Origin of the sequence: Streptomyces sp. NPDC088785, from assembly GCF_044750685.1 — a bacterium.
In the GTDB taxonomy this organism is placed as follows: domain Bacteria; phylum Actinomycetota; class Actinomycetes; order Streptomycetales; family Streptomycetaceae; genus Streptomyces.
The window spans coordinates 262,738-287,686 of record NZ_JBIVKH010000008.1 but is presented as its reverse complement, the minus strand read 5'-3'; the positions used below and the strand labels follow the sequence as shown (position 1 = coordinate 287,686).

Here is a 24,949-nt window from a genome sequence, read left to right as displayed (position 1 = left end):
CTGGGGCATGACGGACGCGCCCCTGCTCTTCCTCGACGTCGACGGCCCGCTGCTCCCGTTCGGGAACCCGACGGGCCACCGCACCTACCCGGGGCCCTGGACCCCGGGCCCGGCCGGCAACCCTCTCCTGCCCCGCCTCGACCCGGCCCTCGGGCCGCTGCTGCGTGCGCTGCCGTGCGAGCTGGTGTGGGCCACCACCTGGGGGGCCGAGGCCAACGACGTGGTGGCGCCGTGGCTCGGTCTGGGGCCGCTGGCGGTCGTGGAGTGGCCCGACACGGCCGGCGCCCCGCACGTCGGCGGGGCGCACTGGAAGCTGCCGGTCCTCGCCCGCTGGGCGGCGGGGCGGCCGTTCGTCTGGGTCGACGACGAGATCGGGGACGCCGACCGGGCCTGGGCGGCGCGGTGGGCGGACGCCGCGCTGCTGTACCGGGTGGACCCGGCGCGGGGCCTGCGCGCCGACGACGTCGAGGCGGTCGGCGCCTGGCTCGCTAGCCCATGCTCTTCGCGCCGTCCAGGGACTCCCGGATGATGTCGGCGTGGCCGCAGTGCTGGGCCGTCTCGGCCACGAGGTGCATCAGGACGCGCCGGATCGACCAGACGGTGCCGGGCTCGTGCCACGGCGCCTTCGGCAGCGGCCACGACGCGCCCAGGTCCGCCTGCGCGAGCACCACGGCGTCGGTGTCGTGGGCCGCCTCCTCATAGGCGGCCAGGACGCCCGCCAGCGTCTCGCCGGGCAGCATCCGGAAGCTCGCCGCACGCTCGGCCCAGTCCGCGTCGGTCATGGCGGTGAAGTCGGGCAGCCCGGACGGGCCCTCCTGGATGAACCGCACCCAGCTCCGCTCCACCGACGTGACGTGCTTGATCAGCCCGCCCACGCACAGCTCGCTGGCGGTGGTCCGCAGGCCGGCCTGCTCGTCGGTGAGGTCGCGTGCCGTGAACGTGAGGAAGTGCCGCTGCTTGGCCAGTCCTTCGAGCCAGTCGGCGTGCTCCCCGGTGGCCACCGGGGTGGTGGGCTCGGACTGGGCGCGGGTGAGCGTGTCGTCGCTGGTCATGATGTCCGCCTTCGGTGAGCTGCTCGGGATGCCGGTCCCGGCGGCCGCGAGGCCGCTCGGACGCCGGTGACCTCACAGTAGGACCCATCTAGGCCAGCTCCTGTCCTAGATGGACCCCCGTCTCATCCCGTCCTGTCCGGCCTTCCTCCGGCCCTCACCCGCCGAGGAAGACCGGGTTCGTGAAGGCGGCCAGGGCGCCCGGCAGGCCGGGCACCGTCGCGGGGTGCCGGACCTCCGCGCGGACGTACGCGGCGCGGGCGGGGGTCGTCACCCAGCGCGCCCCGCCCGCCCCGGAGCCGGGCAGCGCGGCGGACGTGAAGAGGGTGCCCTGGTCCGTGACGAGGTGCAGGGTGCAGCCGGGAGCGCCCCGCACCTCCAGGTCCACCGTCACCGGGCCGCCGGCGTCCGCGCGGAGCCGCTCGCCGAGCCCCGCCGTGCGGCCCCCGCCCCCGGTCGCCGTGAGGCGGACCGTCACCTCCGCGGACTCCGCCACATAGGCGTGGCCCGCCCTGATGCCCGCCTGGATCGCGTCCCGCGTCAGGTCGTCGGCGAGGACCACCGTCTGGGGGCCGCCGACCCGGTCCGGATCGCGGTGGGCGTCGCTGTTGCCCATCGCGGGGAGCCAGGAGCCCGGCCCCCGCCCGCCGCCGCGCGAACGGGCGTACGCCACCAGGGTGTTGTCCCACTCGGCCAGGGAGACCTCGTCGTCCGCCGTGTACGGCCCGTTCCACACCTCCACCGCGTCCGCCTCCCCGAAGCCGAACTTCCAGCCGCAGCCGACGCAGGTCGCGTGCGGGTGCGCCGGGACCACCAGGCCCCCGGCCCGACGGATCCGGCCGGCGTACGCCGCCCAGCGGTTGTCCCGGGCGCGGTAGCGCCAGTCGACGAACGTGCCCGGGTCGGTGCCGAGGGCGAGCACATGGCCGTTGCGGGTCGTGATCTCCTCGCCGAGCATCACCAGCAGGTCGTCGCCCGCCACGTCCGCCCAGTGCGGGTGCGCGGAGTGCGTGTTGTGGTCCGAGGTGCACAGGAAGTCCAGACCGGCCGCCCGCGCCAGGGCGCCGATCTCGGCGGGCGTGCGCCGGCCGTCGGAGTGCCAGGAGTGCAGATGGCAGTCGCCCCGGTACCAGGCCCGGCCGCGCCCGCGCGCCCGCCGCGGCGGGTACCTCGGCTCCGGCGCGGGACCCGTGTCGCGGCCGTGCGTCAGCGTCACCGTGACCGTGTACGGCAGCCCGTCCGGCGCCACCGTGTACGGGGCGAGCGCGACGTGCCAGGTCCCGGCGCGCACCGGCCCCGGGAGGTAGCCGGGCGTCGCGTCGTCGGCGCGCACGAAGAACTCGGTGCGGGCCCCGCCCGACCAGCCCCGGAAGCCGTCACCGCCGAGCGCCGTGCCGCGCTCGTCGAAGACGCCGATGTCCAGCGCGTTGTTCTGCGTGCCGGCCGGCACGGTGGCCTTCGTGTACGCGTACGCGACCCTGATCTCCCGTACCCCGCGCGGCACTTCCACCGGCAGGTACACGTAGTCGGGCGCGCCCGGCGGCAGCGTCCCGGTGAGGGTCCTGGTCGACCGGGCGCCCTCGGCGGCGCCGGCGAAGCTCATGGTGCCCAGCGTGAGCGCGGTGGCCGCGCCGGTCACCAGCAGGGCGCGCCTGCCGAGGTCCTCCCGGCCGGCTCCGTGGTCGGCTTCCGTGCACATGCGGCGGCTCCCCGGGGTGTCGGATGCGGCCCGGTCCACTGTGGCGCCGGGCCGTGAACCGCCCTCCCACGGAAGGGGAACGGCGGGTTACGACCGGGAGCGCCTGCGGAGCAGGAGCAGCAGGGCCAGCACCACGACCACCAGGAGGATGATCAGGATCACGCCGATGAAGCCGATCCCGCCGCCGTGCCGGGACTTGTGCCGCCGCTTCGACTTGCGGATCGACTTCGCCTCCGTGACCCGGCCGGCCGACGTGCGCACGCGCGTGGCGGCCCCGGCCCGGTCGGCCCGGCCCGCCGGGGCGCCCGCCGCCGACACCGCCCCGGACCCGGACGCGCCGGCCGACCCGGCCGACCCGGCCGACCCGGCCGACCCGGACGACACGGTCGCCGACGCCGTCCCGGACGCGGTCCCGGCGGACGCCGTCGCCGCCGGGACCGCCCCGAACAGCAGCGCGCCCAGCAGCAACAGCACCGCCGCGGCACGCGGCCGCCGTGACCTTGACGCTGACACCTGCATCGAGAACCCCCGTGACGTAGAGCCCGGCGACGGACCGTCGCCCTTGGCGATCAGGGAGCGTAGCCGTGCCCATGGACTCCTGGAACCCCCGCCGGTAGGAAAGCCGCATGCGGATCTCGACCACGATCTTCCTGACCGACGAGACCATCACCCCCGTGCACCTCGCCCGCGAGCTCGAACAGCGCGGCTTCGCCGGGCTCTACCTGCCCGAGCACACCCACATCCCCGTCGAGCGCACCACCCCGTACCCCAACGGCGGTGACCTGCCCCGCGAGTACACCCGCACCCTCGACCCGTTCGTCGCGCTCGCGCAGGCCGCCGCCGTCACCGGACACCTCGCCCTCGGCACCGGCGTCGCCCTCCCCACGGAGCACGACCCGATCGCCCTGGCCAAGCAGGTCGCCACCCTCGACCACCTCTCCGGCGGCCGCTTCACGCTCGGCGTCGGCTTCGGCTGGAACCGCGAGGAGGCCGCCGACCACGGCGTCACCGAGTGGCGCACGCGCCGCGACCTCGTCCTGGAGCGGATGGGCGTGATGCGGGCCCTGTGGGCGGCCGAGCCCACCGCGCACCCGGGCGGCCACGGGCCCGGCGTCCGCGCCAGCCTCGCCTTCCCCAAGCCGGTGCGCGGCGGCGCGCCCCGGATCCTCGTCGGCGGCGCGGCCGGACCCCGGCTGTTCGCCCACATCTGCGCGTACGCCGACGGCTGGATGCCCATCGGCGGCGCGGGCCTGGGCCGGACCGTGCCCGAACTGCGGGAGCGCTGGCAGGAGGCCGGCCGCGACCCCGGCGCGCTGGAGATCGTGCCGTATGCGGTGCTGCCCACCCCCGGCAAGCTGGCGCACTACGCGGACCAGGGCATCGAGGAGGTCGTGCTGCAACTCCCGCCGGGCGACCCCGCGACCGTCCTGAAGGCGCTCGACGCCCACGGCCGCCACCTGTGAGGCCGAGTGCGCCCCCCCCGGAACGGCGCGGGTCACCCGACGCGCTCTCGAAGGGCCCGGGGCCCCGCTCGTATGCTCGATCCATGAGTGATCAGGACGCCGTACCCCAGACGCAGCAGACCGACGACCGTCCCACGGCCAACGCGATGCGCCGCGCGCTGAAACGGGCCAGGGACGGTGTCGCGCTCGACGTCACGGAGGCCGCCGTGCTGCTGCGGGCGCGCGGCGCCGACCTGGACGACCTCACGGCGTCGGCGGCCCGGGTGCGCGACGCGGGCCTCGCCGCCGCCGGGCGGCCCGGCGTCATCACGTACTCCAGGAGCGTCTTCGTGCCGCTCACCCGGCTGTGCCGCGACAAGTGCCACTACTGCACGTTCGTGACCGTCCCCGGCAAGCTGCGCCGCGCCGGGCACGGGATGTTCATGTCGCCGGACGAGGTCCTGGACGTCGCCCGCAAGGGCGCCGCACTCGGCTGCAAGGAAGCCCTGATCACCCTCGGCGACAAGCCGGAGGACCGCTGGCCCGAGGCCCGCGAGTGGCTGGACGCGCACGGCTACGACGACACCATCGCCTATGTGCGGGCCATATCCATCCGCATCCTGGAGGAGACCGGGCTGCTGCCGCACCTCAACCCGGGCGTCCTGTCCTGGACCGACTTCCAGCGGCTCAAGCCCGTCGCACCCAGCATGGGCATGATGCTGGAGACGACCGCCGAGCGGCTGTGGTCCGAGCCGGGCATGCCGCACCACGGCTCCCCGGACAAGGAACCGGCCGTGCGGCTGCGCGTCCTGGAGGACGCCGGCCGGTCCTCGGTCCCCTTCACCAGCGGGCTGCTCATCGGCATCGGCGAGACGTACGAGGAGCGCGCCGAGTCGCTGTTCGCGCTGCGCCGCACCGCACGCTCCTACCACGGCATCCAGGAACTGATCATCCAGAACTTCCGCGCCAAGCCGGACACGGCGATGCGCGGGATGCCCGACGCCGACCTCGACGACCTGGTCGCGACCGTCGCCGTCGCCCGCCACATCATGGGCCCGTCCGGCAACCTCCAGGCGCCGCCGAACCTCGTCGACGGCGAGTACGCCCGGCTCATCGGCGCGGGCATCGACGACTGGGGCGGGGTCTCCCCGGTCACCATCGACCACGTCAACCCCGAGAAGCCGTGGCCGCGCCTCGACGAGCTGGCCGCGCAGTCGGCGCTGGCCGGCTTCGAGCTGCGCGAACGGCTGTGCGTGTACCCGGAGTTCGTGACGCGCGGCGAGCCGTGGCTCGATCCGCGGCTGCTCCCGCACGTCCGCGCCCTCGCCGACCCGGACACCGGTCTCGCGGTCGCGGACGCGCCGGTCGTCGGCCGGCCGTGGCAGGAGCCCGACGAGGGGTACGTCGCCGCGTCCGGCCGCACCGACCTGCACCGCACCATCGACACCGAGGGCCGCACCACCGACCGCCGCGACGACTTCGACGAGGTGTACGGCGACTGGGAGGCGCTGCGCGAGCAGGCCGCGCCCGGCATGGTGCCCTCGCGCATCGACGGCGACGCGCGGGAGGCGCTGGCCGTCGCGGCGGACGACCCGACGCGGCTCACCGACGACCAGGCGCTCGCCCTCCTGCACGCGGACGGCCCGGCGCTCGACGCGCTCTGCCAGGTCGCCGACGACATCAGGAAGACGGTGAACGGCGACGACGTCACGTACATCGTCACCCGGAACATCAACTTCACGAACGTCTGCTACACCGGCTGCCGGTTCTGCGCCTTCGCCCAGCGGCGCACGGACGCCGACGCGTACACCCTCTCCCTCGACCAGGTCGCCGACCGCGCCCAGCAGGCGTGGGAGGTCGGCGCGGTCGAGGTCTGCATGCAGGGCGGCATCCACCCGGACCTGCCCGGCACCGCCTACTTCGACATCGCGAGGGCCGTGAAGGAGCGCGTGCCCGGCATGCACGTCCACGCCTTCTCGCCGATGGAGGTCGTCAACGGCGCGAGCCGCACGGGCCTGTCGATCCGCGAGTGGCTGACCGCCGCCAGGGAGGCGGGCCTCGACTCCATCCCCGGCACGGCCGCCGAGATCCTCGACGACGAGGTCCGCTGGATCCTCACCAAGGGCAAGCTGCCCACGGCGACCTGGATCGAGGTCGTCAGGACCGCCCACGAGCTGGGCATCCGCTCCTCGTCCACCATGATGTACGGGCATGTGGACCAGCCCCGCCACTGGCTCGGGCACCTGCGCACCCTGGCCGGCATCCAGCAGGAGACCGGCGGCTTCACGGAGTTCGTGACGCTGCCGTTCATCCACACCAACGCGCCGGTCTACCTCGCGGGCATCGCCCGCCCCGGCCCGACCACCCGCGACAACCGCGCGGTCACCGCGATGGCCCGCGTCCTGCTGCACCCGCACATCCCCAACATCCAGACCAGCTGGGTCAAGCTCGGCACGGAGGGCGCCGCCGAGATGCTCCGCTCCGGCGCCAACGACCTGGGCGGCACGCTGATGGAGGAGACCATCTCCCGGATGGCGGGCTCCTCGTACGGCTCGTACAAGTCGGTCAAGGACCTGGTCGCGGTCGCCGACGCGGCGGGCCGCCCGGCCAGGCCCCGCACGACGCTGTACGGCACCGTCCCGGAGGAGCGGGTGCGGGCCGCCGCCGCGTCGGACGGGCATCTGCCGGAGCTGCTGCCGGTGCTGGAGAACTGAGCGGGCCGGGGAGGGGCCGGCCCGGCCCCTCCCCGCGGCTCAGACCAGCAGGTCGCGCTTGAGGTCGCGCACGTCGCGCGCGCTGAGCCCGAGGCCCCGGCGCTCGTACCCGGCGAACGAGCCGTACGCGTCGCGGACCTCGGCGAAGCCGGAGTTCAGGTACGCCGTGCGGACGTCCAGCAGCGGCTTGTAGACCTTGGCCTGCTCCGGCGGCATCGAGGCGAGCGCCGCCGCGTTGGCCGCGGCGCGGTAGTCGTTCGAGGCGAGGTAGTCGGCCAGCACCGTCTCGCGGGGGACGCCGAGCGCGGTGAGCAGCGCGGCGTTCGCCCAGCCGGTGCGGTCCTTGCCGGCCGTGCAGTGGAACAGCACGCCGTCGCCGTCGGCGATGCCCGCGAACACCGTGCCGTAGGCGGCCTTCGCGGAGGCGCCGCTGACCATGTACTTCTCGCCGTCGGTCATCATCGCGACGGCCTCGGCCTCCGTCGTGGGCATCGCCGTGTGGGCGGGGGAGCCCGCGAGGACGTCCGCGACCACGTACGAGGTGCCGGCCGGGACGCGGTCCGGCGCGGCGGACCGCTCGGAGGCCATGCGCAGGTCGAAGTCCGTGCCGATGCCGAGCCGCTCCAGCTTCGCCAGGTCGGCGGGGGTCAGCCTGTCCAGCGCGTCCGAGCGGTAGATCTCGCCCATCTTCACCCAGTGGCCGTCGGCGGTGCGGTAGCCGCCCGCGTCGCGGAAGTTCACCGCGCCGTCGAGCTTGACGAGCCGGTCGGCCAGGTGCAGGCCGCGGCCGCGGTCGGGCACGAGGTCGAACCACTGCCGGTCGACGTGCGCGGGCAGGCCGGTGACCCGCACCGTGCCGGTGGCGCCGCCGCGCGCGACGGTGCGGCCGTCGGCCCGGACGCTGACGTGCCGGGTGCCGGGCGCCTTCCAGGAGATCTCGTAGGTGCCCGGGTCCGCGGCCGCCGTGACGACGGCCCGGGTGAAGGGGATCCGGGCGGACGGCGCGTGGTGCCCGGCGGGTGCGGGGTGCGCGGCGGCCGCGGGGGTCGCGAGGGCGGCCAGGAGGGCGGCGGCCGACAGCGCGGTGACCGTGCCCCTGACCCGCGTCGTCTGCTGCTTGGTGTGCGTCATGAGGCGGATGTTTCGGCCCGTCGGAGAGCGGGGCGCGTCGGCCCGGTGAACGGCGCGGGAACCTCGGGAAGCGGAATCCTCTGTACCTTCGCGAACTGGGCAAATGTGGCCCGATGTGACCACAAGGGCGTCTTGGCCCCTATCAGTTGAGGTCGCGTGGATCGCTGAAGCGAACGTTCCTGGTCGATTACAGTGCTGCGAGTCGAGGGCCGCAGGGCAGCGAAGGAGAGCCATGGGCGCACCACCCGCCGCCGGGGCCGTCTGGGGCCGCGCCGAACAGCAGGACTTCCGCAGCCGGGTGCGCGGCGCGCTGCTCGGCTCCGCGCTCGGGGACGCGCTGGGTGCCCCGCTCGACGAGAAGGCGCCGCCGGACGCCCCGGCGGCGCGCGGCGCCGAGCTGCTGCCCGCCTACGGCCGCGCGGGCGCCGTCACGGCCGCCACCCAGCTCGCGCTGTTCACCGTCGACGGGCTGATCCGCGCGCAGGTGCGCCGCGACACCGGCGCCTGGCATCCGCCCACCGATGTGCACCGGGCCTATCTGCGGTGGGCGGCCACCCAGCGCGACTGGGGGCCCGACGAGCGGCGCAAGGAGGACGGCTGGCTGGCTCGCGAGGAGTGGCTGTACTCGCGGCGCGGGGCCGCCTCCGCGTGTCTGCTGGGGCTCGGCAACGACGTCATGGGCACCCTGGACACGCCCAAGAACCCGGAGGCGGACGGGCCCGAGGCGGTGACGCGGTCGGCCGGGTTCGGGCTGCTGGTCGGCTGGGAGCCGCAGCTCGTGCTCCAGCTGGCCGTCGAGTGCGCGGTCCACACGCACGGGGCTCCGCAGGCGTATCTGTCGGCGGGCGCGTACGCCGTGGTCGTGCACGCCCTCGCGCGCGGGGAGTCCCTGGACGCGGCCGTGCAGCGCGCGCTGGCCCTGCTCGCCGCCCGGCCCGGCCATCCGCCGGTCGCCGACGCGCTCAAGCAGGCGCTGGGCGCCGTGCGGCAGGGGATGCCGAACGCGGCGCGGGTCGGGGAGCTGGTCGGGGACGGCGGGGCCGTCGGGGCGCTCGCCGCCGCCGTGTACTGCGCGCTGGTCGGGGAGGACATCCGGCACGGGCTCGGGCTCGCCGTGCACCACGACGGGCCCTCGGCGGCCGTCGGGGCGCTCTGCGGCGGGTTGCTGGGGGCCATGCACGGGGAGACCGCGCTGCCTCCGGCGTGGGTGGTGGAGCTGGAGGGGCGGCCCACCATTCTGGAGCTGGCGGACGACTTCGCCATGGAGATGACCCAGGGGGCCGCGCTGCACGGCCCCGCCGGGGCGTCCGAGGGGTGGCTGGCCCGGTATCCCCGGGGCGCCTGACCCCGGGGAACCGCGCCGGGGGGCTACCGCTGCCGGGCGTCGTCCTGGGCGCCGGCCGGGGCCGGGACCTGGGCGGCGGTCGAGCCGGCGCCGGGGCCGTCCCCGTCCGTGTTGATGCGCTCGATGATGTCGTCGCGCTCGGGGGTGTCCTCGGGCTTGACGAGGCCGATGACGATGTAGAGGACGAGCGAGACGGCCAGCGGGATCGAGACCTGGTACTGGAGCGGCACGCCCCCGTCGACGTTCCAGCTGATCGGGTAGTTGACCAGCCAGAAGGCCAGCAGTCCCAGCGCCCAGCTGGAGAGCGCGGCGGTCGGCCCGGACTTGCGGAACGTGCGCAGCAGCCCCAGCATCATCGGAATCGCGATCGGCCCCATCAGACCGGCGACCCACTTGATGACGACGGTGATGATGTCCTTGAACGTGGGCGAGTTGACCTGGGTGGCCACCGCCATGGACAGGGCGAGGAAGACGACGGTGGTGAGCCGGGCCGCGATCAGGCCCCGCCGCTCGTTCCAGGAGCGCGCCCTGGCGGAGAGCACCGGCGCGACGTCCCGGGTGAAGACGGCCGCGATGGCGTTGGCGTCGGAGGAGCACATGGCCATCGTGTGCGAGAAGAAGCCGACGATGACGAGGCCCAGCAGGCCGTGCGGCAGCAGCTGTTCGGTCATCAGGCCGTAGGAGTCGGAGCCGTCCGGCTTCTGCGCGTGGACGAGCAGCGGCGACATCCACATGGGGAAGAACAGCACCACGGGCCACACCAGCCACAGCACGGCGGAGAGCCGGGCCGAGCGGGTGGCCTCCTTGGCGGAGCCGGTGGCCATGTAGCGCTGGGCCTGGTTCAGCATGCCGCCGTTGTACTCGAAGAGCTTGATGAACAGGAACGCGAGCAGGAACACGGCGCCGTACTGGCCGACCAGCGGCTTGCCGTGGCCCTGGAGTTCGGGCTGGTTCCAGGCGTCGAGGAAGCCGATGTTTTTGTCGTCGAGCTTGACGACGACCGCGACGAACATCGAGACGCCGGCGAGCAGTTGGATGATGAACTGCCCCAGCTCGGTGAGGGCGTCGGCCCACAGTCCGCCGATGGTGCAGTAGACGGCGGTGATGGCGCCGGTGATCAGGATGCCCTGGTTGAGCGAGATGCCGGTGAACACGGAGAGCAGGGTGGCGATGGCCGCCCACTTCGCCGCCACGTCCACGATCTTCAGCAGCATGCCGGACCAGGCGAGGGCCTGCTGGGTCGGCAGGTTGTAGCGGTTCTTCAGGTATTCGAGGGGCGAGGCCACGTGCAGCCGGGAGCGCAGCCGGTTGACCCGGGGCGCGAACAGGGTGGCGCCGATGGCGATCCCGATCGCGATCGGGAAGGACCAGGTGACGAAGGACGTCACGCCGTACGTGTACGCGATGCCGGCGTATCCGGTGAACATCACCGCGCTGTAGCCGGACATGTGGTGCGAGATGCCCGACAGCCACCACGGCATCTTGCCGCCCGCGGTGAAGAAGTCGGAGACGTTGTCCACGCGTTTGTGGGACCAGACGCCGATCGCGACCATGATGCCGAAATAGCCGATGAGCACGACCCAGTCGAGACTGTTCATGTGCCCCCTCCAGGGGTCCGCCTTGTGAACGTTGCGGCTCTTCGTCAGTACGTCCGTTTCAGCGGGCGCCCCCGTACGGGTGTGGGGACTTCGGGGATTGAACCCCTTGCCCGGTGGGCCGGTCAAGAGCCTCTGCGGTCATGGATGTGAACCGAGATCAGCAAGGCGAACGATTTTGCACTTTCGTGACCGGGTGGGGAGTTGTCGTGAACGTGACCGGGGCCACACCATGAGCGGGCCCTTCGTCAGTAGCCGCACACGGTGCACGGACGCGAAGGACCGCACGGGATGCGGGTCCCGTGCGGTCGCGTGGAAGGAGTGGGTGAGGTCTGGTCAGTGCATGAGTTCGCCCGCATTCACCAGGAGTTGCTGGCCGGTGATCGCGCGGGCCCGGTCCGACGCGAAGAACACCGCCGCGTCCGCCACGTCGCCGTCCGTGGCGAGTTCGGGCAGGGCCATGCGCGCGGTGAGCCGCCCGAGGACCTCGTCCTCCGGCACCTTCTCGGTGTGCGCCGTGAACTGGACGAAGGCCTGCACCGGCGGGCCCCACATCCACCCCGGCAGCACCGTGTTCACCCGGATCCGGTGCGGCCCGAGCTCCCGCGCAAGCGAGTACATCGCGCTGGTCAGCGCGCCCTTCGACGCCGCGTACGCCGCCTGGCGGACCTGGGTCGGCGCGGCCACCGCCGACTGCGTCCCGATGATGACGACCGAGCCGCCGCGCTCCTTCAGGGCGGGCAGGCAGGCCCGGGTCATGCGCAGCGTGCCGAGCAGGTTCACGTCCAGCACGCCGCGCCAGGTCTCGAAGTCGGCGTCCTCCAGGCCGCCGAAGCAGCTGTCCCACGCCGCGACGTGGACCACCGCATCCACCCCGCCGAACCGCTCCCGGGCCAGCCCGGCGAGGGCCGCGCACTGCTCCTCGTCGGTGATGTCCGTGGCCCGGTACGCGGTCCGGGCGCCCGCCGGGTCCAGCTCGGCCGCCGCCTTGGCCAGATTGGCCTCCGTGCGCGCCCCGAGCACGGCGTTGCCGCCGTCGCGCAGCACGGCCGCGGCCACCTGGTGGCCGAGGCCCGCGCCGACCCCGGAGACGATCACGGTCTTCCCGGTGAGCGGTCCACCGCTGCCCATCCCGCTGTCCATCGGTTGCCTCCCGGCTCTGGCCTTCTATCTGACGGGGCGTCAGAGTAGGGGCGCGGTGCGCAAGTCGGAACCCTCGCGGCGAAAGGGCGGCGGCATGAGCGAGTTCCACGACCCCTACACCCCCCACGGCGACGCGTACGCCGAGCTGGCGGCCGTCGGGCCCTACGGGGTGCGGCCCGGGCACGCCCTGATCACCATGGTCGAGCCGCACCCGGGGCACGAGTACGCGTACAACCGCTGGTACGAGGACGACCACTACTACGCCGGCGCGATGGCGATGCCCTGGATGTACGCCGGGCGCCGCTGGGTCGCCACCCGCGACCTCCAGCTGCTGCGCGTCCCGGAGAAGTCGGCGGTGGCCGAGCCGGTCACGGCGGGCTGCTACCTCTCCACGTACTGGGTCACCGAGGGCCGCTACGACGAGCACATGCGGTGGACCGTCGGCATCAACCAGCGGCTCAACCGCGACGGCCGGGTCTACCAGGACCGCACGCACGTCTTCACGGCCTTCCAGGACCACGCGGCGACCGTCTACCGGGACGGCGCGGCGGGCCCCCGGGACTTCCACGCGCTCGACCACCCGTACGCCGGGCTGGTCCTGGAGGTCATCGACGTCGAGCGGCCCGAGCAGCGGCCCGAACTGCTGGAGTGGCTGCTCTCCCGGCACCTGCCCAAGGCCCTCAGGGGGTCGCCGGCGGCCATGGTCACGCTCTTCGGCCCGACCCCGCTGCCGGGCGACCGGATGACGTACGTGAAGCAGGTCGAGGGCGTCGGCACCCGGCTGACCCTGCTGTGGTTCCTGGAGGCGGACCCGCGCGCCTGCTGGCAGGAGCACTTCGCGGGGCTGGGGGAGCGGGTGGCGCAGGCCGGACTCGGGGCGCGCGTGGAGCTGCTGGCGCCGTTCGTCCCGACGGTGCCGGGGACCGACACCTACGTGGACCGGCTGCGCTGACACGGCCGAGCCCCCTCGGCCAGGACGGCGGACCAGTCGAGAGGGCTCTCACAGTGGTGCTAGACCGTGCGTACGCGGTGGTGGAACCGACCGCGGTGGAGCTGTACTTCGGTGGAGCTGTACTGCGTCGGCACCGGTGGTGCCGCGGACCTCTCGGTCCGGTCAGAACGTGCTCGTGCTCACTTCCTGCACGAACGCGGTCCACGAATCGGGTGCGAAGCCGATCGAGGGCCCTTCCAGGACCTTCGAGTCGCGCACCGCGATCGCGTGCGCGACGGGAGACTTGACCTCGACGCACGCGCCGTTGCCCGTGGAATACGAGGACTTGATCCAGGATTCCGTGGCGCCTTGCTGGATTGCCATGTTCGCTCCGGTTCAGCAGTGATCGACCAGTGGCCGAATGACGTCCCGCCCTGAGATCCAGAGCGGTTCTCGCCAACAGTGGTGTCCTGATGGCGTGATCGACGCTACTCGCCAACTCGCCCGCATGAAGCGGGCATTCACTCGACCGGATGGCATATTCCACCGGGGTCTTCCGTTAGCCGGAGACGAAGGTGTACCGTGCCGCGCCGTCGCGTTTCGCGAGGCCGCCGCGGGGCGTCAGCGGGCGTACTCCTTGGCGATCTCCGAGATGAACTGCCGCGACTGGTCCACGTTCAGCGCCTGGGCCCGCAGATGCTCGTACATGACACTGTATTTCTGTACGTCGTTGGCCTTCTCCAGGTACAGGTCGCTGGTGACGCCCTCGATGTAGACGACGCTGGAGTCCGCCGCGTCGGGGAACTCCAGGATCGCGTACTGCCCGTTGAGCCCGGGGTGCGCGCCCATCTCGAACGGGATCACCTGCACCGTCACGTGCGGCAGCTGCGACTGCTCGACCAGGTGCTCCAGCTGCTCGCGCATGATGCCCCGGCCGCCGACGGTGCGCCGCAGCGCCGCCTCGTCCAGCACCGTCCACAGGCGCAGCGGGTTCTCGGGCGCCTGGATGCGCTCCTGACGCCGCATGCGGACCTGCACGCGCTTGTCGATGTCCGACGGCGTGGTCTCCGGCAGCGCGCCGTTGATGAGCGACTCCGCGTAGCCGCGGGTCTGGAGCAGGCCGGGGACGACCTGGGGGTCGTAGACGCGCAGGCTCGCCGCGTCGGTCTCCAGGCCGATGTAGACGCTGTACGGGATGTCGCCGAAGGAGTGCCACCAGCCCTGCTGGCGCGAGTCCTTGGCCATCTGCATCAGCGAGTCCACGATGCGGTGGTCCTCGACCTCGTAGACCCCGCACAGGTCGCGCACGTCGCGCTGGCTGATGCTGCGCCGCCCGTTCTCCAGGCGGCTGATCTTCGACTGCGACACCAGCAGGCGCTCGGCGACCTCTTCGGCGGTCATGCCCTTGAGCTCCCGGAGCCTCCGCAGCTCCTGGCCCAACCGGCGTCGCCTGACGGTGGGATTGACGTTGGACGCCACGGGACGTGCACCTCCGGCTGCGTGCATTTTTTTGTACGTTGCGTATCTGCTGCTCAGCAGATTGCCACCAACGCGCCGTCAGCGCTGCCAAACAGCGGATATGTACGGGGCACGCAACCGGAACGCGACCGCGCGGGGCGATGCCCCGGGGTCCGCTCCGCAGGGCGGAGGTCGGACGTCCGGAGCATCACCCCGCGCGGTACAGCGGCTCCCGAACCGGGTCTTGGGGACTGCGGTGCGGCGCTGGTGCGGTTGGTGCGCTCGGTACGTTCACTGCGTTCGGTACGTTCCGGTACGGCGGGTGTCCGTGGTGCGCGGGGCACGTGTGGTGCTGTGCCGTCGGCCCCCGAGTCTCCTCAGTGGGCCGCCACGCGTGCCATGGAACCGTGGTGCTGCTGCATCGGAACGCCCCTCGCGGGCTCCGGTGCGCCCCGGCCCGCCGGAGCGGCGGGCGACCGGCGTGGCTGCGCGGCCACCCCGTTCTGGACGTCCATCACGGCGTGCGCCACGAGGCCGCCCATCGGGTCGTGCCTGATCAGGTCCCGCAGCCGGGAGCGGGACGATCGTCCCTCGTTCCCCGGGTACAGGTGCTTGCCGAGTCCGACCGCGTGGGCCAGTGCGGCGAGCGCCGCGGTCCGTGGGTCCGGCGGGACGCCGGTACGGATCGCACTGTCCAGCCGGGACCTGATCTCCCGGCTGATCGCCGTGTCCGTCGCCTGGTAGCGAGTCGTCGGCAGTACCCCGCACATCTGGCCGGCCACGGCATGCACCATGCCGCACCGCTCCAGGTGCGAGAGGTAGGTCTGGCGGAGCCCCAGTCGTGGCCCGCCAATCCAGTGGACTGCCCGCACGGGAGCGCCACGCCTTCGCAGCAACTCCAACGCGCAGTCCAGAGTCGGATCTCCGGTCGGCCGTGGTGCCACCACGGCGATACGATCCCCGTCTGGGGCTATCCGTCCGGCCAGCGCCAGCTCTACTAGCTGTGCTCCGGCCAGACCTAGGTCGAGCGACTGCGGCTGCGCTGTGGTACCCGTGGCCGGGTCCAGAGCGAGCAGCAGAAGCTCCTCCGGAATGGTTCTGCGGCTCCTGCCCATCCATGCCTCCCCGCGTGGATGAATGACAGGGTGACCCCTCTCACATTGGTCTGTCGAGAGTGCGTGGGGGCTTTGGGCGGGAACCAGTAGGTATGTCGTTCTCGTCTACCACGAGGGTGAAGCCCCCACACAGGACACTGGTACATGGTTCGGACAGCGCTGGTTTGCGTCGGCGTCTAGTGGTTAGCGGTCGAGGAGGCATCGGTGGCGGGGACCCCCGACAGGTCGGGAGAGCAGCAGGCGTCGGGAGGCCCGGGCTCGCAGGAGCGCGATCCGCGCCTTGCGGTGGCGCGGGAGACGGGCCCGGACGTGGATCGCGCTACGGCGGTCTTCTCGGTCCGTGACGCGGCGGGGACGGGGTCCGGTTCCGGATCCGGTGCCCCGGCCGGCGAGCGGGCCGGTGCGGACCCGGAGGCGGGGCCGGCCCCCGGGACCGGTTCCGGGCCGGCCGAGCCCGGCGACGCGCGGCTGCGCGCCGCCGTGGCCGCGTGGGTGAACGGCGGCGGTACCGGTCCGGGTGACGGTTCCGAGGAGCCGTCCGACGGCGAGCCCGCCGGGGACGGCGGGGCGGTCGCGGCGCGGGCCGCTGCCGGGTCCGGAGGTGGCAAGGGTTCTGGCGGTGCGGGTTCGGCCGATGGGCCTGCCGATGCCGATGCCGATGCCGAGCCGTCCGGCGCCGGGGCCGGCGCCCGGGAGGACGCCTCGTCCGGTGCGGCGGAGGCGGCGGCCGATGCGGCCGCGGCCAAGGTCGCTGCCGCCGAGGCGGTGGCCAGGAGCGCCGACGCGAAGGCCGACGAGGCGAGGAGCGCCGAGCCTCTCGCCGAGGACGCCGAGGATGCCGCTGTGAAGCCCGGGGGCAGCGAGTCGGCCGACTCGAAGGACACGGAAGCAAAGGTTCCGGACGCAAAGGTGGCGGACGCCAAGTCCACGGGCGGCAAGTCTGCCGACCCGCGAGCCGCCGATGCCGCGGCCACGGGCGCTGGTGCCGCGAGCGCGGGCGCGGGGTCCGTCGGAGCCGGGGCCGCCGGTGCGAGGGCCGGGGTCGACGAGCCTGCGGGCGCCGAGTCCGCCGGCGCGAAGACCAGGGGCGACGGGCCCGCGGGCGCCAAGCCCGCAGACGCCGCGCCCGCGGGTGCGAAGGCCGGGGCCGACGAGCCCTCGGACGCCAAGCCCGCAGATGCCACGCCCGCCGGTGCGAAGCCCTTGGGCGGTGAGCCCGCTGGTGCAAAGGCCGGGGTCGACGGGCCTGGGGGCGCCGAGTCCGCCGGTGCGAGTACCGCGAACACTAAGCCCGCTGGTGCGAAGCCCTCGGGCGACGAGCCGTCGGGCGCCACGCCCGCAGACGCCACGCCCGCCGGTGTGAAGGCCGGGGTCGACGAGCCTGCGGGCGCCGAGTCCGCCGGTGCGGAGCCCTCGGACGCCAAGCCCGCCGGTGCGAAGCCCGGTGGTGGTGGCCGTGTGGAGGGGGGGCCCGTCGATCCGAGGGGGGCCGGGGCGGCGGCCGCCGGGGCCGGTGGCGTCGGGGCCAAGGGGCGGGGCTCGAAGCCCGCCTGGGCGAAGGGCGCGGACGACGCGGCCCCCGCCGACGCGAAGCCCGCGAAGGCGAAGGCCGCCGACGAGGCCGAGCAGAAGGACAGGCCCGGCGCCGACGGCGGGCGGGCGGCCGTCGATCAGCCGACCTCCGTGTTCAAGGCCGTACCGCCGCCGGTCGACCAGCCGACCACCTCGCTGAAGTCCCCCGCCGCCGGGAAGCCCGGGAGCAAGGGCGAGAGCGAGGCCGAGCGGACCAGCCGGTTCGTGCCGCTGAAGCCGCTCGACGGGGCCACCGGCGCGGGCGCCGCGAAGGCGGAGACGCCCGCGGTCGCCGAGCCGGAGCGGACCCGTCAGCAGCCGCTGCCGCCGAAGCCGCCGCTGGACCTGCTCGCCGAACTGACCAACACCCCGCCCCCGCCGGAGACCCGCGTCCGCACCGCGGTGCGCCGGGTCAAGGTGTGGACGCCGATCGTCCTGCTCCTGATCGTCGCGTTCGCGATCGTGCAGGCCGTCCGCCCGCTGCCGACCCCGACGCTCGCCCTGACCGCCGACGACTCGTACTCCTTCGACGGCGACAGCACGAAGCTGCCGTGGCCGTCCGAGGGCCAGGGCTGGATGGACGTCCAGGGCATCGGCACCATGGACGACTTCGGCAAGCAGACGCCGGTCCCGATCGGCTCGGTCGCCAAGTCCATGACCGCGTACATCATCCTGCGCGACCACCCCCTGAAGGCGGGCACGGGCGGCCCCGAGATCACCGTCGACAAGACCGCCGAGAAGGAGGGCGGCTACGACGCCGACGGGCAGAACGAGTCGACGCTGAACACGGTCAAGGAGGGCGACAAGCTCACCGAGCAGGACGCGCTGTCCGCCGTCATGATCCCGTCGGCCAACAACATCGCGCGGCTGCTCGCGCGCTGGGACGCCGGTTCCGAGGAGGCGTTCGTCAAGAAGATGAACGCCACCGCCAAGAAGCTCGGCATGAAGAACACCACGTACACCGACCCCTCGGGCCTGAAGGAGACCACCGTCTCCACCGCCGAGGACCAGGTGAAGCTCGGCAACGAACTGGTGCAGATCAAGGCCCTGACGGACATCACCAAGCTGCCGGTGTGGAAGGACCCGTCGGGCAAGAAGTGGACCAACTACAACCGGCTCGTCCCCTACGACGGCGCCATCGGCATCAAGACGGGCACCACGACGAAGGCGGGCGGCAACCTGCTGTTCGCGGCCACCAAGGAGGTCGGCGGCGAGACCGTCACCGTCGTCGGCGCGATCCTCGGCCAGCACCGGTCGCCGATCATCGACACCGTCAACGCGGTCAGCAAGACCGCGATGATCGGCGCCCAGGACGCCCTGAAGTCGGCGACCATCCTCAAGAAGGGCGACGTCGTCGGATACGTGGACGACGGCCTCGGCGGGCACACCCCGGTGGTGCTGACCAAGAACGTCACCGCCGTCGGCTGGGCCGGCAAGACCGTCCGGCTGGAGATCGCCGACCAGAGCGGAAAAACCGTTCCGCACACCGCGAAGGCGGGCACCCCGGTCGGCGTGCTCAAGGTGGGCGACGGGGAGGGCGGGGCCGTCGAGGTGCCCGTCGCGCTCCAGAGCGACCTCGCCGAGCCCGGCTTCGGAGCGAAGATCAAGCGCATCGGCTGAGGCCCGCGCGGGAGGCCGGTGCCCACCGGCCTCCCGCGGCGCCCGGGCGCGGGCGCCGTGCTAGCGTCGCGAGACCGGGGCGTTCGGGACGTTCCCTCCGGTCGTTCGTCACAACGGTACGTACGGGGAGAGTCAGCAGTGGCCACAGCGGAGCCGACGCGCGCCGACGACGCGGACGCGGAGCCGGGCTCGGAGCGCGTACGAATACGGCCCGCGCAGCGCACACGCGACACCTTCTGGGCCGCGTCGGCACGGCGCGCCGCACGCCACCCCGTGCTGGTCGCCACGGCGACCGCCGGGATCCTCCACCTCATCTGGTTCTTCACGTTCGCGAACAGCGGCGGCGACCTCGCGGCCCAGGACGCCTGGGCCGAGTTCGTGGGCCGGCACCCCGACTCCGCGTACAACCTCGCCTGGTACGGCGGCATGCACCCGGTCTCGTACAGCGTGGTGTCGCCCTATCTGATGTCCGTGCTCGGCGTGCGGACCACCATGATGATCGCGGGCACGCTCTCCGCCGCCCTGCTCACCCTCCTGCTGATCCGCACCCGCGCCGTCGCCCGGCCGCTGTGGCCCGCGCTCGCCGGGGTCTTCGCGCTGCTGTGCAACGCCGCGTCGGGCCGCGTCACCTTCGGGCTCGGCATGATGTTCGGGCTCGGCGCCGTCGCCGCCGTCTTCTGCTGGCCCCACCGCTGGCGCTACAGGCGCTGGGCCAAGGCCGGCGTCGCCGCGCCGCTGGCCGGCATCGCGACCGCCTGTTCGCCGGTCGCCGGGCTCTTCGTGGGGCTCGTCGCCGTGGCGCTGTTCCTCCAGAAGAGACGGCCCGGAGCGTACGCGCTCGGCCTCGCGCCCGCCGTCGTGGTCGGCCTCTCGGCGTGGCTGTTCCCGTTCTCGGGGACGCAGCCGATGTCGTTCTGGTCGGCGCTGCTGCCCATGGTCTACGGCGTCCTCACCTACGCCCTCGTACCGAAGGAATGGCTGACGGTCCGGATCACGTCCGCCGTCTACACCCTCGCCGTGCTGCTGGTGTGGCTGATCAGCTCGCAGATCGGCTCCAACATCACGCGGCTGCCCATGCTGTTCGCGGGCGTCGCGCTGCTCGCCGCGCTGCCGTTCACGGTGCCGCGCTCCCGCAAGTGGTACGTCACCGTCATCGCGTTCGTCGGCTTCAACGTGTGGATCGGCTTCAAGTCCGTCGACGACGTCGTGCACACCACCCCCGCCGCCTCCTGGGCCCGCGAGCTGGCGCCGCTCGTCAACGAACTCCAGGAGGTCAGCGCCGAGCGCGGCCGCGTCGAGGTCGTGCCCGCCCGCTCGCACCGGGAGGCGTCCGCGCTCGCGCCGTACGTGAACCTGGCCCGCGGCTGGAACCGGCAGGCCGACATGGACCGCAACCCGCTCTTCTACGACGACACCCTCAACTCCGCGAACTATCACGAATGGCTGAAGCGCTGGGCCGTGCACTACGTGGTGCTGCCCAAGGGCGAGCCCGACGGCTCGGGCGGCGAGCGGGAGCGGGAGCTGGTGCAGCGCGGGCTGCCGTATCTCAAGCAGGTGTGGGGCGACGCGAACTGGCAGCTGTTCTCCGTCACCGACCCGACACCGCTCGCCGAGCCGCACGCCATGGTCGACGCCGCCGAGCAGGGGGAGCTGACCATCGAGGTGACGCAGCCCGGGCGGGTGCTGATCCGGATCCCGTACTCGCCGTGGCTGTCCGTCGTCGACGCCGACGGCAAGAGTCTCGGCACGCCCCAGGAGACCGGCGCGTCGAAGCGGGCGCGGGAGCGGGACGACAGCCTGCCTCGGGCGTTCGACAACGTGCACGGGTGCCTGATGGAGACCGACAAGGACGACTCCGGCGACCAGTGGACCGTCCTCCTCGCCCCGAAGCCCGGCACCTACCACCTGGCGGCCCCCTACCAGTGGTCCCGGGGCACCCCGTGCCCCGAGGAGCTCCGCTGACCGTCCGCCCGGCGCCGGCCGCGGCCCCGCCTCAGCGGCGCAGCAGCTCGGCGAGGCGGGGGAGCTGGGCGGGGTCCTCCAGGGCCGACCCGACGGCGACGACCCGGGCGCCCGCCGCCAGATAGGCGGCGGCGTTCCCGGCGTCCATCCCCCCGGTCGCCACGAACGGCACCTCGGGGAACGGCCCCCGCATCGCGCGGAACCACTCCACCCCCAGCACACTCGCCGGGAACGCCTTCAGCCAGTCGAGTCCGAGCCCCCGCGCGGCCTGCACGTCGGTGGGCGTCGCCACGCCGGGCAGATGCGGCAGCCCGGCGGTCGCGCTGGCCCGCACCACGGCCGCGTTCAGCCCCGGCGCCACCGTGAACGCCGCCCCCGCCGCCACCGCCCACCCCAGCCGCTCGGCGCTGGTGACGGTCCCGGCCCCCACCGGCTTCCCCCGCTCGGCACCGGCGGCGGCCACCGCCTCCAGCACCCGCGCGGCCCCGGCGCTCTGCACCGGCACCTCGACGCACTCGATGCCCAGGTCCCAGGCCCGCACGGCCAGCTCCACCGACCTCTCGGCGGACATCCCGCGCAGGATCGCCATCACCGGCACCCCGGCGAACAGCGTGTCGAAGGTGGTCGCGGCGGGGTTCTCGTCGGTTTTCACGGTCGCCATCCCAGCTCCTTGGAGATCGTCTCGGCGGTGGTCAGCAGATCGGGCAGGACGTCACGGATCAGCGCGTCGAGGCCGGCCCGCGCCTTGAGCGCGGTCACCGACACCGCCGCGACGACCTCGCCGCCGCAGTCCCGCACGGGGACGGCGACACAGTTCACGAAGGACTCGTACTCGCCGTCGTCGACGGCGAAGCCGCGGGCCCGCACGGTGGCGAGGGCGGCCCGGTAACCGGCCGGATCGGTCAGGGTGGTGCCGGTGCGCGGCGCGAAGTCGCAGTCGGCCAGCAGCGGTTCGGCCCGCTCGGACGGCAGGTGGGCGAGGATCGCCTTGGCGGCGCCGGCGGTGTGCAGCGGCACGGGCCGCCCGATCTCCGCATACAGCCGCGGCCCGTCCTCGGGGTCGGCCTTGTCGGCGTAGACGATCCGCTCGTCCTCCAGCGCGGCCAGGTGCACGGTGTGCCCGCACGCCGCACCGAGGGCCCGCAGCGGCCCGGCGGCGACGTCCCGCAGGCCGAACTGCTCCCGGGCCAGGTGGGCGAGTCCGGCGAGCCGGTATCCGACCGCGTACCGCCCGTCGGGCAGCCGGCGCGCGAGGCCGCCCGCGGTGAGCGACTCCAGGATGCGCAGCGCCGTCGAGCGGTGCACGCCCAGGTGGTCGCCGACCTCGGTCTGGGTGCGCGGGCTGCGGGCGACGTACTCCAGGATGTCGACGGCCCGCCGAACGGTCTGGGACACGGGCTCACCGGCTCTCTTCGGCGCTCGCGGGGACGTAGTCCTCGATGCTGCGCAGGGTGCGTGCGGCGAGCCGGTGGCCGAGGGCGAGCCGGTCGGCCTGCGCCGCCCCGGCGAGCAGCCCGCCCAGATATCCGGCCGCGAAGGCGTCCCCCGCGCCGACCGCCTCGACGACCTCGACGGCGGGCGCGGCCACGAACTCCCGTACCCCCGGGGCGAACGCGGTCGCGCCGACCGCGCCGTCCTTCACCACGAGCGTGCCGCGCGGCGCGAGCCACGCGTGCAGGGCGTCGGCGGTGGCGGGACCCCACAGCGCCTCGCCCTCGTCGCGCCCGACGAGCACCAGGTCCGCGCGCCGGGCCAGGCCGAGCAGCGTCCGCGCCGCGACCGCCTTCGCACTCCACAGGCCGGGCCGGTAGTTGACGTCGAAGGAGAACAGGGCGCCGTGCGCGGCGGCCCGCTCGGCGAGGACGCGCACGGCCTCGGCGCAGCCCGCGGACAGGGCCGGCGTGATCCCGGTCAGGTGCACGAGCCGTACGCCGTCCAGGGCGATCCGCTCCGCGTCGGCGGCCGTCATCCGGGAGGCGGCCGAGCCGCGCCGGTAGTAGTGGACGCGGGTGGTGCCGTCCGGGCCGGGATCCTTGAAGTAGACACCGGTCGGGGCGTCCTCGTCGACGGACACCTGCCCGACGTCCACACCGCGGCCCGCGACCGCCGCGACGATCCGCCGCCCGAACGGATCGTCGCCGACCCGGCTCGCCCAGGCCGCGCGGTGTCCCAGGTCGGCGAGGTACTGCGCCACGGTCGACTCGGCGCCCGCGACCGCGAGCCGCACCTGCCGACTGTGCTCCAGACCCGCACCGTCGGCCGGGGTCAGCTGCGCCATGGTCTCGCCGAGGCAGATCACCTCGGGGCGGTGCGGGGGCGGCACGGTCGGCTCCTGTCCTGTGACGTGCGGGGGCTGCGGGGCCCGGGCTGCGGGCTCGCTCCGCCCGACGCTAACAGCCGCTCCGCAACGGGCGTGCACATGCTGCAACAGCCCCCCGGCCGTCGCCGCTCGTCCCGGAAACCGGATGCGGCCGCCCGCCCCACCCGGCAGGCTGCGCCCATGCCCCTGCTGATCCAGCCCGCCATCGCGCCGGGCACCTTCTCCCGCACCCCGCAGCCGACCCTGCGCACGGCCGACGGCGAACTCGCCCTGCGCCCCTTCGTCCCCGGCGACGCGGCCGCCGTGCACGCCGCCTTCCAGGACCCGGTGCTCCAGTACTGGCACCTTCGCTCGATGGACTCCACGGAGGAGGCGGCGCAGTGGGTGGAGTCGGTGCGCGAGGACTGGCTGAAGGAGACCGGCGCCCAGTGGCTGGTGGTCCGGGCCGCCGACGGAGCGCCGCTCGGCCGGATGGCGCTGCGGCTGATGGACCTGGAGGAAGGGACCGCCGAGGTCGGCTACTGGGTCCTCGCGGACGCCCGGGGCCTCGGTGTGGCGCCCAGGGCGCTGACCGCGATGACGGACTGGGCGCTGGCGGCCGGATTCCACCGCGTCGACCTGGAGCACTCCACCGGCAACGAGCCCTCGTGCCGGGTCGCGGAGAAGGCCGGCTACCCGCTGGAGGGCACCCGGCGCAGCTCCGCCCTGCACCCCGACGGCTGGCACGACATGCACGTCCACGTCCGCATCCAGCAGACCTGAGCGGCGGGTCTGAGCGGCGGGCCTGAGCGGCGGATCTGAGCGGCGGGCCGGGGCCGGTTCCGGGGCCGGTTCCGGGGCTCAGGCCTTGCGGCCCACGCCTCCGTAGAACCCGATCCGCGCCGCGTCCGCGGGCGGCGGGGAGTCGGGCCGCCAGTAGGAGATCTGCGCGAGACCGGGCTCGACCAGCTCGAACCCCGCGAAGAACCGCTCCACCCGCTCCTTCGCCCGCAGGTTCAGCGAGGCGGAGGCCTTGCTGCTGTAGCCGGCCTCGGCGTTCCTGCGGTCGGCGAAGTCGCCCGTGGCGTGCGAGAGCACCAGATAGCTCCCGGCGGGCAGCGCGTCGCGCAGCTCGGCGGCGACGCGCTCCGGCTCGTCGGCGTCGGCGAGGAAGTGCAGCACCGCGACGAGCAGCAGCACCACCGGCTCGTCGAAGTCGATCAGCCGCCGCACGTCGGGATGCCCGGTGATGCTCCCCGGATCCCGTACGTCGCCCAGGACGATGCCCGTCGAGCCGGTGCGGCTGAGCAGGGCGTCTCCGTGCGCCTTCACGATCGGATCGTTGTCGACGTACGCGACGCGCACGCCCCCGGCGGCGACCGACTCCGCGATCTCGTGCACGTTCGGCGTGGTCGGCAGCCCCGTCCCGATGTCCAGGACCTGGCGCACCCCCTGGCCGACGGCGAACCGCACGGCGCGCTCCATGAACGCCCGGTTGGCCCGCACCCCGTCGCGCGCCTCGGGCGCCACGGCGATGAGGTCCTCGCCGGCCTGCCGGTCCACGTCGTAGTTGTTCTTGCCGCCCAGCAGGTAGTCGTAGATCCGAGCAGGGTGCGGCCTGCTGGTGTCGATCACCCCGGCCCGCATGTCGTCCTGCCGCACGGTGAGCTCCCTCCGCGATCAGATGCGGACAGCTTCGCACATCAACTGGTCAGGTGCGGATGCGGAGTTGGGTGCGCGGCAGAATCCCGACCGGTACGTCGGCCGGTACGTCGGCCGGTTCGCCGGTCGGTACGTCGGCCGGTTCGTCGTCGGGTACGTCAAGAGAACGGCGTGCTCGGCCCTCTCCTCTCTGAACGCCCGGCACATTCAAG

At 73.5% G+C, this 24,949-nt stretch carries 21 protein-coding genes; 8 read left to right on the top strand and 13 right to left on the bottom strand.

Features of this window, described 5'->3' with window-relative positions; genetic code table 11:
* The first annotated feature begins 7 nt into the window (after nt 1-7).
* Entirely contained in the window at nt 8-529 is a 522-nt protein-coding gene (locus ACIP5K_RS23270; RefSeq protein WP_401412235.1) for an HAD domain-containing protein, read from the top strand.
* On the opposite strand, the gene ACIP5K_RS23265 is transcribed toward ACIP5K_RS23270, so the two are convergent.
* The 3 genes from ACIP5K_RS23265 to ACIP5K_RS23255 all read right to left on the bottom strand — a co-directional run bounded on the left by ACIP5K_RS23265 (nt 489) and on the right by ACIP5K_RS23255 (nt 3,222).
* Complete coding sequence (locus ACIP5K_RS23265) at nt 489-1,052, bottom strand: DinB family protein (protein WP_401412233.1); 564 nt, start codon at nt 1,050-1,052, stop codon at nt 489-491. The genes ACIP5K_RS23270 and ACIP5K_RS23265 overlap by 41 nt on opposite strands.
* 154 nt (nt 1,053-1,206) lie before the next feature.
* Nucleotides 1,207-2,748: a CehA/McbA family metallohydrolase gene (locus ACIP5K_RS23260; protein ID WP_401412231.1), complete on the bottom strand. Its 1,542-nt coding sequence runs from the start codon at nt 2,746-2,748 to the stop codon at nt 1,207-1,209.
* A gap of 87 nt (nt 2,749-2,835) precedes the next feature.
* Nucleotides 2,836-3,222: a hypothetical protein gene (locus ACIP5K_RS23255; protein WP_401412229.1), complete on the bottom strand. Its 387-nt coding sequence runs from the start codon at nt 3,220-3,222 to the stop codon at nt 2,836-2,838.
* A 152-nt stretch (nt 3,223-3,374) separates the two neighbouring features.
* Here ACIP5K_RS23255 and ACIP5K_RS23250 point away from each other — a divergent pair, with 152 nt between their 5' ends.
* The gene (locus ACIP5K_RS23250; protein ID WP_401412227.1) at nt 3,375-4,211 is read left to right on the top strand and encodes a TIGR03619 family F420-dependent LLM class oxidoreductase; all 837 of its coding nucleotides are present in this window, start codon (nt 3,375-3,377) and stop codon (nt 4,209-4,211) included.
* 83 nt (nt 4,212-4,294) lie between these two features.
* Complete coding sequence (locus tag ACIP5K_RS23245) at nt 4,295-6,904, top strand: bifunctional FO biosynthesis protein CofGH (RefSeq protein WP_401412225.1); 2,610 nt, start codon at nt 4,295-4,297, stop codon at nt 6,902-6,904.
* A gap of 39 nt (nt 6,905-6,943) precedes the next feature.
* On the opposite strand, the gene ACIP5K_RS23240 is transcribed toward ACIP5K_RS23245, so the two are convergent.
* The gene (locus ACIP5K_RS23240; RefSeq protein WP_401412224.1) at nt 6,944-8,035 is read right to left on the bottom strand and encodes a tyrosine-protein phosphatase; all 1,092 of its coding nucleotides are present in this window, start codon (nt 8,033-8,035) and stop codon (nt 6,944-6,946) included.
* A 232-nt stretch (nt 8,036-8,267) separates the two neighbouring features.
* On the opposite strand from ACIP5K_RS23240, the gene ACIP5K_RS23235 reads away from it, so the two are divergent.
* The gene (locus ACIP5K_RS23235; protein ID WP_401412222.1) at nt 8,268-9,380 is read left to right on the top strand and encodes an ADP-ribosylglycohydrolase family protein; all 1,113 of its coding nucleotides are present in this window, start codon (nt 8,268-8,270) and stop codon (nt 9,378-9,380) included.
* Nucleotides 9,381-9,403: 23 nt separating this feature from the next.
* On the opposite strand, the gene ACIP5K_RS23230 is transcribed toward ACIP5K_RS23235, so the two are convergent.
* Together ACIP5K_RS23230 and ACIP5K_RS23225 are read right to left on the bottom strand one after the other, a co-directional pair.
* Nucleotides 9,404-10,978 carry a sodium:solute symporter family protein gene (locus ACIP5K_RS23230; RefSeq protein WP_401412220.1) on the bottom strand — a complete coding sequence of 525 codons (1,575 nt, stop codon included), beginning with the start codon at nt 10,976-10,978 and terminating at the stop codon, nt 9,404-9,406.
* Nucleotides 10,979-11,311: 333 nt separating this feature from the next.
* Nucleotides 11,312-12,106: an SDR family oxidoreductase gene (locus tag ACIP5K_RS23225; RefSeq protein WP_401412304.1), complete on the bottom strand. Its 795-nt coding sequence runs from the start codon at nt 12,104-12,106 to the stop codon at nt 11,312-11,314.
* A gap of 106 nt (nt 12,107-12,212) precedes the next feature.
* Between ACIP5K_RS23225 and ACIP5K_RS23220 the strand changes: the two genes are divergently transcribed.
* Entirely contained in the window at nt 12,213-13,070 is an 858-nt protein-coding gene (locus tag ACIP5K_RS23220) for a hypothetical protein (RefSeq protein WP_401412219.1), read from the top strand.
* Between the two features lie 162 nt (nt 13,071-13,232).
* Here ACIP5K_RS23220 and ACIP5K_RS23215 read toward each other — a convergent pair whose 3' ends face one another.
* The 3 genes from ACIP5K_RS23215 to ACIP5K_RS23205 all read right to left on the bottom strand — a co-directional run bounded on the left by ACIP5K_RS23215 (nt 13,233) and on the right by ACIP5K_RS23205 (nt 15,622).
* Nucleotides 13,233-13,433: a DUF397 domain-containing protein gene (locus tag ACIP5K_RS23215; protein WP_401412218.1), complete on the bottom strand. Its 201-nt coding sequence runs from the start codon at nt 13,431-13,433 to the stop codon at nt 13,233-13,235.
* A 237-nt stretch (nt 13,434-13,670) separates the two neighbouring features.
* On the bottom strand, nt 13,671-14,528 hold the full coding sequence (locus tag ACIP5K_RS23210; protein ID WP_401412216.1) for a helix-turn-helix domain-containing protein: 858 nt from the start codon (nt 14,526-14,528) through the stop codon (nt 13,671-13,673).
* A gap of 356 nt (nt 14,529-14,884) precedes the next feature.
* A complete protein-coding gene (locus ACIP5K_RS23205) occupies nt 14,885-15,622 on the bottom strand; it encodes a GPP34 family phosphoprotein (protein ID WP_401412215.1) in 738 nt (245 codons plus the stop codon).
* 309 nt (nt 15,623-15,931) lie between these two features.
* Between ACIP5K_RS23205 and ACIP5K_RS23200 the strand changes: the two genes are divergently transcribed.
* Complete coding sequence (locus tag ACIP5K_RS23200) at nt 15,932-18,814, top strand: D-alanyl-D-alanine carboxypeptidase (protein WP_401412213.1); 2,883 nt, start codon at nt 15,932-15,934, stop codon at nt 18,812-18,814.
* 138 nt (nt 18,815-18,952) lie between these two features.
* Nucleotides 18,953-20,776 carry an MFS transporter gene (locus ACIP5K_RS23195; RefSeq protein WP_401412212.1) on the top strand — a complete coding sequence of 608 codons (1,824 nt, stop codon included), beginning with the start codon at nt 18,953-18,955 and terminating at the stop codon, nt 20,774-20,776.
* Nucleotides 20,777-20,807: 31 nt separating this feature from the next.
* On the opposite strand, the gene ACIP5K_RS23190 is transcribed toward ACIP5K_RS23195, so the two are convergent.
* Genes ACIP5K_RS23190 through ACIP5K_RS23180 form a run of 3 tightly spaced genes read right to left on the bottom strand, consistent with a single transcriptional unit; the run spans nt 20,808 to nt 23,099 of the window.
* Nucleotides 20,808-21,437 carry a bifunctional 4-hydroxy-2-oxoglutarate aldolase/2-dehydro-3-deoxy-phosphogluconate aldolase gene (locus tag ACIP5K_RS23190; protein ID WP_401412211.1) on the bottom strand — a complete coding sequence of 210 codons (630 nt, stop codon included), beginning with the start codon at nt 21,435-21,437 and terminating at the stop codon, nt 20,808-20,810.
* On the bottom strand, nt 21,425-22,171 hold the full coding sequence (locus ACIP5K_RS23185) for an IclR family transcriptional regulator (protein ID WP_401412210.1): 747 nt from the start codon (nt 22,169-22,171) through the stop codon (nt 21,425-21,427). The genes ACIP5K_RS23190 and ACIP5K_RS23185 overlap by 13 nt, the downstream gene beginning before the upstream one ends.
* Nucleotides 22,172-22,175: 4 nt before the next feature.
* Nucleotides 22,176-23,099 (bottom strand): sugar kinase, encoded by a 924-nt coding sequence (locus tag ACIP5K_RS23180; protein WP_401412208.1) that lies wholly within the window; start codon nt 23,097-23,099, stop codon nt 22,176-22,178.
* Between the two features lie 177 nt (nt 23,100-23,276).
* Between ACIP5K_RS23180 and ACIP5K_RS23175 the strand changes: the two genes are divergently transcribed.
* The gene (locus ACIP5K_RS23175) at nt 23,277-23,858 is read left to right on the top strand and encodes a GNAT family N-acetyltransferase (RefSeq protein ID WP_401412206.1); all 582 of its coding nucleotides are present in this window, start codon (nt 23,277-23,279) and stop codon (nt 23,856-23,858) included.
* A gap of 78 nt (nt 23,859-23,936) precedes the next feature.
* Here the strand turns inward: ACIP5K_RS23175 and ACIP5K_RS23170 are convergent, their stop codons facing one another.
* On the bottom strand, nt 23,937-24,722 hold the full coding sequence (locus ACIP5K_RS23170) for an SAM-dependent methyltransferase (RefSeq protein WP_401412302.1): 786 nt from the start codon (nt 24,720-24,722) through the stop codon (nt 23,937-23,939).
* Between the last annotated feature and the right edge of the window lie 227 nt (nt 24,723-24,949).